General features: G+C 47.5%; 11 protein-coding genes. 4 read left to right on the top strand and 7 right to left on the bottom strand.

All coding sequences use genetic code 11. The features are described from left to right. Positions 1-3 precede the first annotated feature (3 nt). Both DCO17_RS08690 and DCO17_RS08685 read right to left on the bottom strand, forming a co-directional pair. Positions 4-1,194, bottom strand: a complete 1,191-nt coding sequence (locus tag DCO17_RS08690) for an acetylornithine transaminase (protein WP_173956331.1) — start codon at positions 1,192-1,194, stop codon at positions 4-6. Between the two features lie 65 nt (positions 1,195-1,259). Then, positions 1,260-2,300 (bottom strand): CDP-6-deoxy-delta-3,4-glucoseen reductase, encoded by a 1,041-nt coding sequence (locus DCO17_RS08685; protein ID WP_173956330.1) that lies wholly within the window; start codon positions 2,298-2,300, stop codon positions 1,260-1,262. Between the two features lie 27 nt (positions 2,301-2,327). Here DCO17_RS08685 and DCO17_RS08680 point away from each other — a divergent pair, with 27 nt between their 5' ends. Beyond that, positions 2,328-3,224 carry an SDR family oxidoreductase gene (locus DCO17_RS08680; RefSeq protein WP_254598754.1) on the top strand — a complete coding sequence of 299 codons (897 nt, stop codon included), beginning with the start codon at positions 2,328-2,330 and terminating at the stop codon, positions 3,222-3,224. Here DCO17_RS08680 and DCO17_RS08675 read toward each other — a convergent pair. From DCO17_RS08675 to DCO17_RS08665, 3 genes are all read right to left on the bottom strand, one after another. Continuing rightward, positions 3,205-4,995: a glutamine--tRNA ligase/YqeY domain fusion protein gene (locus tag DCO17_RS08675; RefSeq protein ID WP_173956329.1), complete on the bottom strand. Its 1,791-nt coding sequence runs from the start codon at positions 4,993-4,995 to the stop codon at positions 3,205-3,207. The two genes, DCO17_RS08680 and DCO17_RS08675, sit on opposite strands and share 20 nt — an antisense overlap. Before the next feature lie 84 nt (positions 4,996-5,079). Further along, positions 5,080-6,582, bottom strand: coding sequence for a tripartite tricarboxylate transporter permease (locus tag DCO17_RS08670; protein ID WP_173956328.1), 1,503 nt, complete (start codon positions 6,580-6,582; stop codon positions 5,080-5,082). Positions 6,583-6,601: 19 nt separating this feature from the next. Next, a complete protein-coding gene (locus tag DCO17_RS08665) occupies positions 6,602-7,063 on the bottom strand; it encodes a tripartite tricarboxylate transporter TctB family protein (RefSeq protein ID WP_173956327.1) in 462 nt (153 codons plus the stop codon). A 126-nt stretch (positions 7,064-7,189) separates the two neighbouring features. On the opposite strand from DCO17_RS08665, the gene alaS reads away from it, so the two are divergent. Together alaS and DCO17_RS08655 are read left to right on the top strand one after the other, a co-directional pair. Next, on the top strand, positions 7,190-9,814 hold the full coding sequence (alaS, locus tag DCO17_RS08660; RefSeq protein WP_173956326.1) for an alanine--tRNA ligase: 2,625 nt from the start codon (positions 7,190-7,192) through the stop codon (positions 9,812-9,814). A gap of 14 nt (positions 9,815-9,828) precedes the next feature. Continuing rightward, positions 9,829-10,056, top strand: a complete 228-nt coding sequence (locus tag DCO17_RS08655) for a sulfurtransferase TusA family protein (RefSeq protein ID WP_173956773.1) — start codon at positions 9,829-9,831, stop codon at positions 10,054-10,056. 66 nt (positions 10,057-10,122) lie between these two features. Here the strand turns inward: DCO17_RS08655 and galU are convergent, their stop codons facing one another. Together galU and DCO17_RS08645 are read right to left on the bottom strand one after the other, a co-directional pair. Further along, positions 10,123-11,007 carry a UTP--glucose-1-phosphate uridylyltransferase GalU gene (galU, locus tag DCO17_RS08650; protein ID WP_173956325.1) on the bottom strand — a complete coding sequence of 295 codons (885 nt, stop codon included), beginning with the start codon at positions 11,005-11,007 and terminating at the stop codon, positions 10,123-10,125. Between the two features lie 14 nt (positions 11,008-11,021). After that, entirely contained in the window at positions 11,022-13,913 is a 2,892-nt protein-coding gene (locus DCO17_RS08645) for a valine--tRNA ligase (RefSeq protein WP_173956324.1), read from the bottom strand. Between the two features lie 24 nt (positions 13,914-13,937). On the opposite strand from DCO17_RS08645, the gene DCO17_RS08640 reads away from it, so the two are divergent. Beyond that, positions 13,938-16,301: a UvrD-helicase domain-containing protein gene (locus DCO17_RS08640; RefSeq protein ID WP_173956323.1), complete on the top strand. Its 2,364-nt coding sequence runs from the start codon at positions 13,938-13,940 to the stop codon at positions 16,299-16,301. The last annotated feature ends 4 nt before the right edge of the window (positions 16,302-16,305 follow it).

Genomic DNA, 16,305 nt, shown 5'->3' with positions numbered 1-16,305 from the left:
TTATTAAGCAGTTGCCTTAAGTAATTCGCGCAAGATATTGCACATTTGCAATATCTCATCATTGCTGACATTTAGTGCTGGCATAAAGCGTAATAAGTTTGGTCTTGGTGAATTAATCAACAAACCTTCAGGACTGCGATCGCGAGCTAACTCTACTAATTTTCCGCCGATATCTTTGCCAAGCATGAGGGCGCGCAATAATCCTTCGCCACGCTCGCCTTCTAGGCTGAACTCTGCTGATAGTTTTAGTAGCTCAGATTTCAAGAGTTCGCCTTTTGCTTTGACGTTATCCAAAAATCCTGGAGCCAGTAGTTGTTCGATCACGCTGATGCCAACCGCAGTCATGAGTGGGTTGCCGTTGTAGGTGCCCCCTTGATCGCCCGGAACAAAGCAGGCTACTGCATCAGTTGCCATCAGTGCCGCAAGAGGAACGCCACCACCAATGCCTTTACCTAAGGTCATGATATCTGGCTCGATACCAAACTGTTGGTAAGCAAATAATGTGCCTGTACGGCCACAGCCAGCTTGTACTTCATCCACTATTAAAAGAATATTGTTGTCTTTGGTGAACTTGCGCAAAGCTTGCATAAATTCTTTAGTGGCAGGAATCACGCCACCTTCGCCTTGCACGGGCTCGAGCATGATTGCGACTGTTTTATCAGTTACTAATTTTTTAACAGAATCCAGATCATTGAGGTCCGCTTTTGGAAAGCCTGGTACTTGAGGGGAAAACATCGTATCCCAGCCTGGTTTTCCTGAAGCGCTCATAGTCGCTAGGGTGCGACCATGAAAGCTGTGATCAAAAGTGATAATCTCAAAGGCGCCATTTTTATTGAGCTGACCCCATTTGCGAGCCAACTTGATTGCGCCTTCATTTGCTTCTGCACCGCTGTTTGCAAAAAATACTTTATTGAAACAGCTGTTAGCTGTGAGCAAATTAGATAAACCAATCATCGGCTCGTTGTAAAACGCGGGGCTTGGATTAATCAGTTTTTTTGCTTGAGTATTTAACGCAGCAATCATTCCTGGGTTGCCGTGTCCTAGACAGTTCACTGCCCAGCCTTGCAAGAAATCCAAATAGCGCTTGCCGTTGTTATCGGTTAACCATGAACCATCACCTTCAACCATGATCACGTCTGGACGTTGGGTGATAAACATCACTGAATGGGTGTCGATAGGAGCGGGTGTGTTCATGCTAATTTGGTAATGAAATGGGATTGCAGGGGCTAATAGGTTTCTATTATCTAACTTTATTAAGGCTACTCAGTGACTAAATCAGCAGCGCTCGTGAAGGAGTCGGCAAAAAACTCCTCCTCGGGTAGCTGACATTTTGAGGAGAAGTCAGTTCTGGCAGCATTCACCATCACCGGGGCTCCGCAGGCGTAAACCTGAAAGTCCTTAAGGCTTGGGTGGTCTTGCATCACGGCTTGATGGACGAACCCAGTGCGGCCCTGCCAAGCATCCTCAGGGAGGCCATCCGAAATCACGGGGATATATTGGAAATTGGGGATCTCTTTTTCCCAAGTTTTGCAAAGGTTGCTTAGATAGAGATCGTTTGGACGACGTCCACCCCAATAGAGGTAAGAAGGCCTTTCGATCTTCTTGGCTTGCATCTGCTCGATGATGGATTTGATGGGTGCAAAACCAGTTCCTGCTGCCAAAAATATAATGGGTTTTTTGGAATCTTCTCTCAAGAAGAAGCTGCCCAAAGGCCCCTCAAAGCGCAGAATATCTTTTTCTTTTAAGGCTGGGTTAGTCACTCCAAATACAAAGTCGGTGAATACGCCACCCGGTAAGTGGCGAATATGAAGCTCTAGTGGACCTTCTTGGTCTGGAGATGTGGCGATTGAATACGCACGACGCTGACCATCTTTTAATAAAAATTCAATGTATTGCCCCGCCAAGAACTGGAAGCGCTCTGCTGCGGGTAATTGCAACTTAAGAATAGCGACATCACTGCTAGGCTTGCTTATGGTATTGACCCTGCAAGGTACTTTACGAATGGCGATGTCCCCAGCGCCTTGCACTTCGCGAGCCTCGATTAGTAAATCCGATTGGGGGTGTGAGCAACAAAATAAGATGCCACCAGCGGTTTCATCAGCCTTACTTAAGGCACTCTCGCTGTGCTGGCCATGAGTTACCTTACCCTCTATAACCTTTCCTTTGCAGGAACCGCAGGCCCCATTTTTGCAACCATAGGGTAAGTTGATGCCTTGACGCAATGCGGCCTCCAAGAGAGTCTCATCTTGGGTAACAGTAAATTGTTTGCCGCTCGTTTTGAGCGTGACTTGGTAAGACACTCTCATTCCTTTCAATAAATCGTTACGATGTTACTTATGCGTACTTTTGGTAAACCTTCAATCCTGATTATTGGCTGTGGCGATATTGGCCTCCGAGTGGCAAAACAGCTATCGCCTAGTCATCGGGTTTTTGCGCTTACTTCTTCACAACATCGTTTTCAGGAGTTGCGGGAGGCTGGCGCGACACCAATTTTGGGAAATCTGGATCATCCAGACTCTTTATGGCGGCTTGCGGGTTTAGCGCAAACTGTCATTCATTTAGCTCCACCCCAAAATCAAGGAAATCGTGATTACCGAACCCGTAACCTGCTTAGAATTTTAGCCCAAGGGTCTTCCGTCGTCAGGCGGCTGATCTATATCAGCACTACCGGTGTCTACGGCGATCATCGGGGTGCCAGAGTGAGCGAAGTGACTCCAGTCAATCCGCAAAGTGAGCGAGCCCAACGCAGGGTGGATGCGGAGGGGATGCTACGTCTATGGGGACCCGCACATGGAATTGCCGTGACGATTTTGCGTGTGCCAGGGATCTATGCTGCCAATCGTTTGCCGCTAGAGCGCTTGCAATCTCAAACCCCTGCTTTATTGCCAGAAGAGGATGCGTACTCCAATCACATTCATAGCGATGATTTAGCGCGTCTGGTTTGCGCAGCCGTCTTTCATGGCAAACCTCAAAGAGTCATTAATGCATGCGATGGTAATGAAACCAAGATGGGTGATTATTTTGATGAAGTAGCGGATGCTTTTGGTTTAGCAAGAGCACCAAGAATGCCAGCGGCCCAATTGCGGGAAATAGTGAGTCCGATGCTGTGGTCTTTTATGCGGGAGTCTAGACGTGTGACAAACACGCGCTTATCAGAACTAAAAACACCGCTACGTTATCCAAGCGTAGCGGATTTCCTGAAGACTATTTCCAAGAATCCTTGAGGCCAACCGTACGGTTGAATACCAGCTCGCCTGGTTTGGAGTCTGCTTTATCGGCAATAAAGTAACCATGACGTTCGAACTGGAAGCGATCTTCAGCTTGAGCATCTTGCATGCAAGGCTCTAAGTAAGCCGAAATAGTTTCTTTAGATTTTGGATTAATCGCATCTAAGAAGTTCTTATCGCCGCTATCTGGATGTGGATCTGTAAAGAGGTGATCATAGAGGCGAACCTCAGCGGGAATGGCTTCCGCAGTGCTGATCCAGTGAATATTGCCCTTCACCTTGTAGTTATTGGATCCCGGGGTGCCACTCTTACTATCGGGAAAATGCGTCACGTTGACTTGCGCAACGTTTCCTTGCGCATCAGTTTCAAATCCAGTGCACTCCACTACAAAGCCATGACGTAAACGGACGCGACTACCTGGCTGATCGCCAATAGGTGGATACAGCCTGAAGAATCCTTTAATGGGTTCCTTCATAAAGTCATCAGCCTCAATCCATAGCTCGCGTGTGAAATGGAATTCGCGATTACCCCATTCTGGATATTGAGGGTGGCGTGGAGCAGAGCAACGCTCTTTTGCATTCGCATCGAAATTTTCTACAACCAGCTTCAAGGGCTTAAGTACTGCCGTGGCTCTTGGAGCTCTTACTTCAAGATCATCACGCAAGGCTTGATCAAGAGTGCTCATATCAATCCAGCTATCTGCCTTGGATACGCCAATGCGTTCGCAGAACAGACGAATACTCTCAGGGGTATAGCCACGTCGACGAATACCAACGATCGTAGGCATACGAGGATCGTCCCAGCCATCAACATGCTTTTCTTCAACAAGTTGCAATAACTTGCGCTTACTTGTAATGGTGTAAGTGAGATTAAGGCGAGCAAATTCGTACTGATGTGGAACGGGATCTTTAAATACACCCAATTCTTTTAGGGAATTTACAATCCAGTCATACAGTGGGCGATTGTTCTCAAACTCCAAGGTGCAAATGGAGTGGGAAACATTTTCTAATGCGTCTGAGATGCAATGCGTAAAGTCATATAAGGGGTAGATGCACCACTTACTGCCAGTGCGGTGGTGATCCGTATGGCGGATACGGTAAACCACAGGGTCACGCATCACAATATTGGGATGCGCCATATCAATCTTCAGGCGCAGAACATGTTCACCATCTTTAAATTTGCCGTCGCGCATTTCGCGAAAGAGGGTAAGATTTTCTTCTGGGCTACGATCACGATAAGGACTGTTTTTACCTGCTTGACCAAAGTTCCCGCGATTCGTATGAATGTCATCAGCGCTTTGACTATCAACATAGGCTTTGCCGTGCTGAATCAAAATTTCCGCAAACTCATAGAGGCGATCAAAGTAATCGCTTGCGTGATAAAGGTGAGTTCCCCAATCAAAACCCAGCCACTTCACCGCATCCAAAATGCTGTCGGCGTATTCAACATCTTCTTTAACAGGATTAGTGTCGTCCAAACGCATGTTGCAACGTGCGCCACCTGCTTGTTGGTTGTAATCCGCCGCTAAACCAAAATTGAGGCAAATACTTTTTGCATGGCCAATATGTAAGTAGCCATTTGGTTCTGGTGGAAAGCGGGTAATGATGGAGGGAATGGGCTCGCCGGCTAAATTGGTGCGCTGTGAGAATGCGCCACTTGCCAAATCTTGATCGATGATTTGGCGTAAGAAGTTAGATGGCTCGGTAACTGCGCCAGTACCTGCCGTGCTTACCGCGCCTACTTTAGGGGATTTGCTATCTTGGGACATAGCCACATTGTAGAGAAAACCCTGGACCCATAAAGAAAAAGCCCGCAAACTGCAGCGGGCTCGTTTCCGTGAGGTCTAAGACAATCAGTCTTCGACGAATGCCTCTTCGCGAGTCTTTTTCACTGCTGGCAAGGCTACGATTACAACCAGCAAAGCTGCCGCAATCAATAATCCGAGTGACAGTGGACGGGTAACGAAGGTTGTGAAGTCGCCGCGAGAGAGTAACAATGCGCGACGGAAGTTCTCTTCCATCATAGGTCCAAGAACGAATCCCAAGAGTAGCGGAGGAGGTTCGCAACCCAATTTGAAGAATAGGTAACCAATTAAGCCGAAGCCAGCGGTTACATAAACGTCAAACACGGTGTTGTTCACGGTGTACACACCAATACAGCAGAACACCAAAATTGCTGGGTAGAGGAAGCGATATGGGATCTTCAAGAGCTTCACCCAAATACCGATGAGTGGCAAATTCAAGAGAATCAACATCACGTTACCGATCCACATAGAGGCGATCAGACCCCAGAACAACGCAGGGTTACTGGTCATCACTTGTGGGCCAGGTTGAATGTTGTGAATGGTCATCGCGCCAACCATCAATGCCATTACCGCATTAGGTGGGATACCTAAAGTAAGCAATGGAATAAATGAAGTTTGAGCAGCAGCATTGTTTGCTGATTCAGGACCTGCAACACCTTCAATCGCACCCTTACCAAATTCATGGGTGTACTTGGAGGACTTTTTCTCGACAGAGTAAGCGCCGAACGCTGCTAAAGCTGCGCCGCCGCCAGGGAGGATGCCCAAGATGGAGCCGATTGTTGTGCCACGCAAAATTGAAGGAATCATGCGCTTCACATCGCTCTTAGTTGGGATCATGCTGGTGAGCTTATTGAGGAAGCCCTCATCTTCACCTTGCTTTTCAAGGTTACCCATGATTTCAGCAAAACCGAATACACCCATCGCAACAGCTACGAAGCCAATACCGTCACTCAACTCAGGAATGTCAAACGCATAGCGAGATACACCAGAGTTCACGTCGGTACCAATCAAGCCCATGAGCAAGCCGAGGATGATCATGCCAATCGCTTTAATTAAAGAGCCGGACGCCAACACTACCGCGCCGATCAAGCCAAGCACCATCAATGAGAAATACTCTGCAGGACCAAACTTAAATGCGAGTTGTGAGAGTGGTGCAGCGAAAGCAGCCAATACTAAGGTTGCAACGCAGCCAGCGAAGAATGAACCCATGCCGGCAGTAAACAAAGCAACACCTGCTCGACCATTGCGGGCCATTTGGTAGCCGTCAATCGCCGTCACCACCGAGGACGTTTCTCCTGGGATATTGAGCAAAATCGCTGTTGTAGATCCGCCGTATTGTGAGCCGTAATAAATACCAGCCAACATGATCAATGCGGCAATAGGAGGCAGGGCATAGGTTGCTGGCAAGAGCATCGCGATAGTGGCGATGGGGCCAAGACCAGGCAAAACGCCAATGAGGGTTCCCAAGATACAACCGATGAGGCAGTACAGGAGGTTTTGTAGAGTGAACGCGGTATCGAAACCGAGAGCTAAGTTAGCAAATAAATCCATTTTTCAGAGTCCTGGTTCGTTATTGTTGTAGGAATACAGGCAGCAATGGGAACTGAAGCTTCAAGCCCACCACAAATACTGAGTATGTGAATATCACGAGGAAAGCCGCATTAATTAGCGAACCCTTCCATGTGAACTCTTTGCTGGCACTTGCAGATACGAGAACTAATACGACCACTGCGATCAAGAAACCCATTCTTGGCAATAGCAATCCGTACAGCACTACTGAGCCAGTAATTTGTGCAATCACTCTCCAGTTGAATTTAGGAATCGATTCGATTGCTGCTGTGGCTCCCAGAGCCTTGACTGCAACGATCAGACCCAAAAGGGTCATCAAAATGCCTAAGAAGAATGGGAAGTAGCCTGGACCCATTTTGGCCGCAGTACCCATTGGGTATTGAGTAGCCACGATGGTGAAGAAGAGGCCGATCACGATGTACATGACACCAGCCCCAAAATCCCGTTGATTGCGAATTTTCAAGTTGCGCTCCTTTTTATATCGGACTTAGAAGCCGATTATTTATTGATATTGAGCGATTGTAAGCCACGAGGGGGGGATCTTGTCTAGGGTTTGCCCTAGACGGGTGCGAATGCCATAATTACGGCTATGAAAGTCTCCCAAATTCGCCAGGCTTACCTGGATTTCTTTGCTCAAAAAGGTCACCAAATCGTCCCTTCAAGCCCAGTAGTTCCTGGCGATGACCCAACCCTGCTCTTTACCAATGCGGGGATGAACCAATTTAAGGACGTATTTTTAGGCTTTGACAAGCGCCCCTATAGCCGTGCGACGACAGCCCAAAAATGTATACGAGCTGGCGGTAAGCACAACGACTTGGATAACGTGGGCTACACCGCACGTCACCATACCTTTTTTGAGATGTTAGGCAATTTTTCCTTCGGAGACTATTTCAAGAAAGATGCGATTCAATTTGCCTGGGATTTATTGACCCAAGTATTTAAGCTACCAAAAGATAAGTTATTGGTCACGGTGTATGCCGAAGATGATGAGGCTTATGCCATTTGGAAAGATCAAATTGGCGTGCCTGCAGATCGCATTATTCGAATTGGCGATAACAAGGGTGCGCGTTACGCTTCTGATAATTTCTGGATGATGGGTGACACAGGTCCATGCGGACCATGCACGGAAATTTTCTACGATCATGGTGAACATATTCCTGGTGGCCCTCCAGGTAGTCCTGAAGAAGATGGTGATCGTTTCATTGAAATTTGGAATAACGTCTTCATGCAGTTCAATCGCGATGAAGCGGGTGTGATGCATCCGCTGCCTAAGCCTAGCGTTGATACTGGTATGGGTTTAGAGCGTATCGCAGCAGTGTTGCAGCACGTTCATTCCAATTATGAAATCGACCTCTTCGTCAATTTACTTAAGGCCTCCAAGGATGCTGTTGATGCGGCGGGTGGCGGTAATTGCGATGCGGCCAGCCCATCTTTGAAGGTGATTGCAGATCATATTCGCGCATGTAGTTTTATTGTGGTTGACGGCGTTATTCCAGGCAACGCAGGGCGCGGTTATGTATTGCGTCGTATTGCGCGTCGCGCGATTCGCCATGGTTACAAGCTAGGTGCACGTAAACCATTTTTCTATCAACTTGTACCTGCGCTGGTTCAAGAAATGGGTGATGCCTATCCTGAATTGCGCGCGGCGCAAGATAAAGTGAGCGAAGTATTAAAGCAAGAGGAAGAGCGTTTCTTCCAAACGATTGCCAACGGTATGGAAATCTTGGATGGTGCGTTAGCAGGCGGCGCCAAAGTGGTTGATGGTGAAACCGCATTCCGCTTGCATGACACTTTTGGCTTCCCATTGGATTTAACAGCAGACGTTTGTCGTGAGCGTGGCGTCACAGTTGATGCTGAAGGTTTTGAGTTCGCGATGCAAAAGCAACGTGATCAAGCTAGAGCGGCAGGTAAGTTTAAGGTCGCTCAGGGTTTGGAATACAAGGGCCAGCCAACGCAATTCCATGGATACGACACACTCAAGCATGAAGGCGCCAAGGTAACCGCTTTGTATGTTGATGGATCTGAGGTTGCTTCAGTTAAAGCGGGAGATGCCGCGGTAGTGGTTCTGGACAACACACCGTTCTATGCAGAGTCTGGCGGTCAGGTTGGTGATCGCGGTGAATTGCGCAATGAGTCAATTCGTTTTGCCGTCGAAGATACCTTCAAGATCCAGGCTGATGTATTTGGCCATCAAGGCGTATTGCTGGAAGGTGAGATTAAGGTAGGCGACACATTAAATGCTTTGGTGGATGTTCAGCAAAGAACAGACACCATGCGTAACCACAGCGCTACTCATATCTTGCACAAAGCTTTGCGAGAAGTTTTGGGTGATCACGTTCAACAAAAAGGCTCTTTAGTTGATGCTACCAAGACCCGATTTGACTTTACGCATAATGCTCCAATTACAGCAGAACAAATTCGCCGCGTTGAAGATATTGTGAATGCCGAGATTTTGGCCAATACCGCCACCTCTGGAAAAGTGATGTCTTTGGAGGATGCGCAAAAGACTGGTGCCATGATGCTCTTTGGCGAGAAGTATGGCGATGAAGTGCGTGTTCTTGAGATCGGTAGCTCAAAAGAATTATGTGGGGGTACTCACGTATCTCGCACGGGTGATATTGGAAGCCTCAAGATTGTTTCTGAGGGTGGTGTTGCCGCAGGTATACGCCGTGTTGAAGCGGTTACTGGTAATCACGCTCTGCAGTTCTTGCAAGGCCTAGAAGATAAGGTTAATGAAGTAGCGGCTATCTTGAAGACGCATCCTGGCGATTTGATAAATCGTGTAGCGCAACTACAAGAGAGTTTGCGTCAAGCTGAGCGTGAACTAGAAAAGGTTAATTCGAAGTTGGCTGCAAGCCAAGGTGACGAGTTGGCCGGGCAAGCGATTGATATTAATGGCATCAAAGTTCTCGCTGCACGTTTAGATGGTGCAGATGCTGGGGTATTGCGTGAGACTATGGATGCCTTGAAAGCAAAACTCAAATCAGCAGCAATCGTTTTGGCTTCAGTTCAGGGTGATAAAGTGAGTTTGGTTGCTGGAGTAACAGCAGATTCAATTGCCAAAGTGAAAGCTGGCGATCTCGTGAATTTTGTTGCTCAGCAAGTGGGTGGTAAAGGCGGCGGCAAACCAGAAATGGCGATGGCGGGCGGTAATGATCCTAGCAAGCTCAATGCAGCTCTTGCTGGCGTCAAAGATTGGGTAGCAAGCAAATGAGTGACCTGAGCAATATTGCTTTTAATGCTGAAGTAGATGCCATTGGTATGAATTGCCCATTGCCCATTTTGCGCACCAAGAAAGCTTTAGCCACTATGCAGTCTGGTGAAGTGCTCAAGATTAAAGCAACAGATTCTGGGGCGTCTAGAGATTTCCCTGCGTTTGCCAAGCAAACTGGCAATGAACTAATCGGCAGCACTACCGAAGGCGATGTATTGGTTTTCTTTCTGAAAAGAAGATAAACAAACCAAAGAAAAAGGCAGGTAATACCTGCCTTTTTTATTTCATCGCTTCATCAATCGTAGTAATTAAATTAGCGAGCGACTCTTTAGATAAGCCTCAAAATCTTTTGACACTTCTGGGTGGCGCAAAGCAAATTCCACGGAAGCTTTGAGATATCCTAATTTGCTGCCGCAGTCATAACGAACGCCATCGTATTCGTAAGCGAATACAGGATCTTCTTTTAAGAGTGAAGCAATCGCATCAGTTAGTTGAATTTCTCCGCCAGCACCAGGCTTGAGATTGCGAATATGCTGAAAAATATCGGAAGACAGAACATATCGGCCTACAACCGCTAAGTTCGATGGAGCATCTTTAGGTTGAGGCTTCTCCACAATGCCATTTAAGCGATGGATGCCTTTGGCTACTTCAGTGCCAGCAACGATGCCATAGGAACTGCTCTTGGCTGGATCAATCTTTTCAACTGCTAAGACTGAACCATTTTGCTCTTCATAAACTTTGAGCATTTGCTTGAGAACGGGTGGATTGCCGTCTAATAAATCATCTGCCAGGATTACCGCAAACGGTTCGTCACGAACCAGCTTCTCTGCGCACAGCACTGCATGACCGAGACCAAGCGCCTCTGGTTGACGGACATATACGCAATCAACATGACTGGGTTTAACGCTACGCACGATCTCTAGTAAGGCTTGCTTATTTTTTGCCTCAAGCTCAGCTTCAAGCTCATAAGCTTTATCAAAGTGATCTTCAATTGCGCGCTTGCTACGGCCAGTCACAAAAATCATTTCAGTGATGCCTGCTGCAATAGCTTCTTCAACCGCATACTGAATAAGTGGCTTATCAACCACATTGAGCATTTCTTTTGGGCTGGCTTTAGTCGCTGGTAAAAAACGAGTGCCAAGACCCGCAACTGGGAAAACTGCTTTAGTGACCGCTTTGGTAGACAAGGGCATTGCTAATCCGATCTTTATTGAAGACGTTCTAATTGTGCAACAAGCTTCTCATGATTTTGCTCAAAGCCAGCAAGACGTTGTTTTTCCTGGGCAACTACTTCAGCTGGGGCACGAGCAACGAAGCTTTCGTTGCCTAGCTTGCTGCGGGCTTTAGTGATTTCATTGGCAAGGCGTTCAATTTCTTTACCAAGACGGGCGCGCTCAGCCGCCACATCCACTTCAATCTTGAGGAGTAACTTGATATCGCCCACGAGAGCAATTGGCGCCCCTGGGGCATCTTTTTCCAGGGCGGATTCATCGCTGTAGATTTTGACTTCTGTCAGCTTGGCTAAAGCGAGCAAATAAGGAGTCGCTTTTTGCAAGAAAGCTTCTGGACCGTAAATCCACAGAGGCACTTTTTGACCTGGGGGTACTTGCATTTCACCGCGCAGGTTTCTGCAGGCATCCACAATCGCTTTAACTTGCGCCACCCAATCTTCGCTTTGCTCATCAATTTTTTCTGGTTGAGAAACAGGGTAGGGTTGTAATGCAATTGTTTGCTTAGCCTGCTTAGCTAATTCTTTTCCAGACTTTGGTCCAACGGTTTGCCAAAGTGTTTCGGTAATGAATGGAATAAGTGGGTGCGCCATACGCAAGATAGTCTCAAGTACGCGCAATAGGGTACGACGTGTTGCGCGTTGTTGTGCTGGCGTGCCGGTCTGTAGTTGAACTTTTGCAAGCTCTAAATACCAATCGCAGTATTCATCCCAAACGAATTGGTAGATGCTATTAGCAATATTGTCAAAGCGATAGTTTTGGAATCCTTTGGCAACCTCGGACTCGGTTCTTTGTAGTTGCGACACAATCCAGCGATCCGCAGGCGAGAAGTCCAGGTAACCATCAGGGCCACATTGGTTATCGCATGGAGCGAGGCCATTATCTTCATCGCCGCCTGGGCAATTCATCAATACAAAGCGAGTTGCATTCCAGAGCTTGTTGCAGAAATTACGATAACCCTCGCAACGCTTCTGATCGAAATTAATATTGCGCCCAAGTGATGCCAAAGAAGCGAAGGTAAAGCGCAAGGCATCTGTACCAAATGCGGGAATACCATCCGGAAATTCTTTTTTGGTTTTCTTGCTAATGCTCTCGGCTTGCTTTGGATTCATGAGTCCGGTAGTGCGCTTGCCTACAAGCTCATCCAGTTTGATGCCATCAATTAAGTCGATTGGATCCAAAGTATTACCTTTGGACTTGCTCATCTTTTGACCCTCAGCATCGCGCACCAAGCCATGCACATAAACCGTATGGAATGGCACTTTTCCTGTGAAGTGGCAGGTCATCATGACCATGCGCGCTACCCAGAAGAAAATGATGTCAAAGCCCGTAACCAATACTGAAGAAGGTAGGAAATGATTTAGTGCTGGCGTTTCTTCTGGCCAGCCTAATGAGCTAAATGGAACCAGCGCAGAGCTAAACCAGGTATCAAGTACATCGGGGTCGCGATTGAGTTTGCCGGTGTAGCCAGCTGCCACAGCCTTAGCCTTAGCCTCTTCTTCGGAGCGTGCCACAAAAATTTGACCATCATCGCCATACCAAGCAGGAATCTGATGACCCCACCAAAGTTGTCGAGAGATGCACCAGTCTTGGATGTTTTCCAGCCATTGGGTGTAGGTATTAATCCAATTCTCAGGAACCAATTTGATGTCACCTTTGGTGACGGCATCTAGAGCTGCGCCTGCAATCGATGATCCTGGTTGATATTGGTTATCAGGACTTGGTTTTGACATTGCCACAAACCATTGATCAGTGAGCATAGGCTCAATGATGGTCTGTGTGCGATCACCGCGCGGCACCATTAATTTGTGTGGCTGAACTTTTTCAAGCAAGCCCGCTGCCTCTAAATCAGCAACTACTTGTTTGCGAGCAGCAAAACGTTCCATGCCTTGATAAGTTGCAGGAGCATTTTCATTAATCTTTGCGTCTAGCGTGAGAATGTTAATGAGCGGCAACTGATGACGCTGCCCAACTGCATAGTCATTGAAGTCATGCGCTGGAGTCACTTTCACAACGCCAGTGCCAAAATTTAAATCAACATATTCATCAGCGATGATGGGGATTTGACGGTCACACAAAGGAAGATTGACCGACTTGCCAATTAGATGTTTATAGCGCTCATCTTCAGGATTGACCATAACAGCAACGTCACCCAGCAAGGTTTCTGGACGGGTTGTTGCGACTGTGAGGTGACCTGAGCCATCGGTCAATGGATAGCGAATGTGCCACATTGAGCCATCTTCTTCTTCGCTCATCACTTCAAGATCGGAGACTGCCGTGCCTAAAACAGGATCCCAGTTCACCAAACGTTTGCCACGATAAATTAAGCCTTGTTCATGTAGACGGACAAATACTTCCACCACGGCCTTGGACATTTTGCTATCCATCGTGAAATATTCTTTACCCCAATCAATTGAGGCGCCCAAGCGACGAATTTGGCGTGTAATGGTGTTGCCTGAAGTTTCTTTCCACTCCCAGACTTTTTCTAGGAACTTTTCACGGCCGAGATCGTGGCGAGAAACTTTCTGCGCATCAAGTTGGCGTTCAACTACGATTTGGGTGGCAATACCAGCGTGATCTGTGCCAGGTACCCACAAGGTATTTTTGCCGGACATACGTGCATGGCGCACTAAACCATCCATGATGGTTTGATTGAAAGCGTGCCCCATATGAAGGGTGCCGGTCACATTAGGTGGTGGCAACTGAATCGAAAAGTCACCCTTGCTTTCATCCATGCTGGCATCAGCAATTCCTCTGCGCTCCCATTCTGGGCCCCAATAGGCTTCAATCGGTGCGGGTTCGTAGGATTTGGCAAGCTCTTCAGCTGAGCTGGCTACTGATGAATTGGGGGTATTTGAGGCGTTTGGCATAAGAGGCAAATTATAATTGGGCTGATGTATTCAGACATGCTCGCGAACCTTAATCCAGAACAGCGCGAGGCCGTAACCCTCCCGCCCGTAAACCCAAATGGCCAAGCCCAATCTGCCTTGATTTTGGCAGGCGCTGGTAGCGGCAAGACGCGTGTATTGACCACCAGGATTGCTTGGTTGATCCAAACAGGTCAAGTTTCGCCAATTGGGGTCCTAGCGGTGACATTTACCAATAAGGCGGCAAAAGAGATGATGGTGCGCTTGAGTGCCATGTTGCCAATTAATACCCGCGGAATGTGGATTGGCACTTTCCATGGTTTATGCAACCGCTTATTGAGGGCCCACCATAAAGAGGCTGGTTTGCCATCGACCTTCCAGATCTTGGATACCCAAGATCAGCTATCGGCAATTAAGCGTCTCTTAAAAGGCTTAAAGGTGGATGACGAAAAGTATCCACCTAAACAATTGCAGTATTTCATTGCGCATGCAAAAGAGCGTGGACAGCGTGCTAAAGACTTAGCTCTTGGAGATGATTTTCAGGCGAAGATGGCGCAACTGTATGCCGCCTATGATGAGCAATGCCAGCGTGAGGGAGTTGTAGACTTCGCTGAATTATTGTTACGCAGCTATGAGCTACTAAAACATAGCGAGCCTATTCGCACGCATTACCAAGAACGCTTCCGTCATATTTTGATTGACGAGTTTCAGGATACTAATGCCTTGCAATATGCGTGGCTCAAATTACTCTCTGGTCATGATCCAAGCCGCGTGAATGTCAGTAGCATGGGAAGTAGTTCGGTATTCGCAGTTGGCGACGATGACCAAAGTATTTATGCTTTTCGTGGTGCTGACGTAGAAAACATGCGTCTTTATGAAAAACAGTTTCATCCCTTGCTGGTGAAGCTTGAGCAGAACTATCGCTCACATGGACATATTCTCGATACCGCCAATCATTTGATAGCAAACAACTCTGAGCGTCTTGGTAAAAACTTGCGAACCGATGCGGGGCATGGAGAACCAGTCCGCATCTATGAAGCGCCAAGTGATCATGCTGAGGCGGCTTGGCTAGTAGATGAAATTAAAGCCTTGGTGAATAGCGGCATCAAACGAACTGAAATTGCTTTGCTCTATAGAAGCAATGCGCAGTCACGCATTATTGAGCACGCACTTTTTTCTGCGGGCATTCCATATCGTGTGTATGGTGGCTTGCGATTCTTCGAGCGCGCTGAAATTAAGCACGCACTTGCTTACTTGCGTTTACTTGAAAATCCCAATGACGACACATCTTTTTCGCGGGTTGTGAATTTCCCAACGCGTGGCATTGGTGCAAGATCGATTGAGGCCTTGCAAGATGCGGCAAGAGCCCAGCAATGCTCTTTGTATACGGCGGCTTCATCTCTTGAGGGCAAAGCGGGTGCCGCATTGGGTGGCTTCATTCGCTTAGTGGATCACATGCGTGAAGCTACACGTCACAATACCTTGCCTGAAACTGTTGAGTTTGTAATTCAACACAGCGGCTTGATTCAGCACTACTTATCTGAGCGAGAAGGGCAAGACCGAGTAGAAAACTTACAGGAATTGATTAACGCCGCCACTGCATTCATTGCGGAAGAGGGTTATGGGCAAGATGCGATTGCCGCACTTTTACCTGGTGAGAATGATCCTGCCGCTGTTGAAATGTCACCGCTTGCGGCCTTCTTGGCGCATGCTTCCTTGGAGGCTGGCGATAACCAGGCTCAAGCAGGTCAAGATGCCGTGCAATTGATGACAGTGCACTCTGCAAAGGGCCTAGAGTTCACCTCAGTATTTATTACCGGTCTTGAAGAGGGCTTATTCCCGCATGAGAACAGTGTGAATGAGCAAAATGGCTTGGAAGAAGAACGTCGCTTAATGTACGTTGCTATTACTCGCGCTAAAGAGCGCTTGTATTTATCTCACACCCAGTCACGCATGTTACATGGTCAAGTTCGCTACAACATGCCTTCCCGTTTCTTGGAAGAGTTGCCAAGTGAATCATTAAAGTGGTTGACGCCAAAAGCAAAAGATGCGCGTTGGGGTGGCAGCTCAAGATCAGGTTCTACCTGGCAAGATGGTTACACCCGCCAGCGTGAATACGAATCCAATGACTTTTTTGATTCTGGTAGCGAACGACCAAGACCGGCAAAGCGAGTTGGCTCTGCGTCTATGGAAGTAAAGCGTTTGGCGTCGCCGCCCCGTGGCAATTATCCGTTCACCATTGGTCAGAATGTGTTCCATACCAAGTTTGGTGAAGGGCGTGTTACAGGCTTAGAAGGTGTTGATGCCGATGCTAGAGCCCAAGTGAACTTTAAGCGTCACGGTGTTAAATGGTTGCAGCTTAGTATTGCCAAACTTGCTGCGATTGATTAAGCAA

The organism is Polynucleobacter tropicus, assembly GCF_013307225.1.
GTDB classification, from domain to species: domain Bacteria; phylum Pseudomonadota; class Gammaproteobacteria; order Burkholderiales; family Burkholderiaceae; genus Polynucleobacter; species Polynucleobacter tropicus.
The sequence above is the reverse complement of the archived record's forward strand: the minus strand, read 5'-3'. Positions and strand labels throughout refer to the sequence as shown.